Source organism: Pseudomonas siliginis (assembly GCF_019145195.1).
In the GTDB taxonomy this organism is placed as follows: Bacteria; Pseudomonadota; Gammaproteobacteria; order Pseudomonadales; family Pseudomonadaceae; genus Aquipseudomonas; species Aquipseudomonas siliginis.
In genome coordinates this window covers 1-336 of record NZ_JAHSTW010000044.1, presented here as the reverse complement: position 1 = coordinate 336, position 336 = coordinate 1, and the positions used below count along the sequence as shown (strand labels likewise).

The 336-nt window shown below is 49.1% G+C and carries 2 tRNA genes; both read right to left on the bottom strand.

Annotation, left to right across the window (positions count from 1 at the left end):
- Nucleotides 1-145: 145 nt before the first annotated feature.
- Nucleotides 146-221: transfer RNA gene (locus KVG87_RS25785), tRNA-Ala, on the bottom strand.
- 30 nt (nt 222-251) lie between these two features.
- Nucleotides 252-328: transfer RNA gene (locus KVG87_RS25780), tRNA-Ile, on the bottom strand.
- Between the last annotated feature and the right edge of the window lie 8 nt (nt 329-336).

Genomic DNA, 336 nt, shown 5'->3' with positions numbered 1-336 from the left:
CTACCAGTGAAAGTAACGTTCAGTCTATCTTTCTATCACATACCCAAATTTTTAAAGAACGATCTAGTCAAAGACTAGAAATCAACATTCATCACCGAACCGGTGGAATGCTCATTTCTAAGCTTTCAAACTTCAGAAGCAGTAGTGGTGGAGCCAAGCGGGATCGAACCGCTGACCTCCTGCGTGCAAGGCAGGCGCTCTCCCAGCTGAGCTATGGCCCCGTATTTCTACAGGCGTTTCCCACACAAAATTGGTGGGTCTGGGCAGATTCGAACTGCCGACCTCACCCTTATCAGGGGTGCGCTCTAACCAACTGAGCTACAGACCCAATTTCGG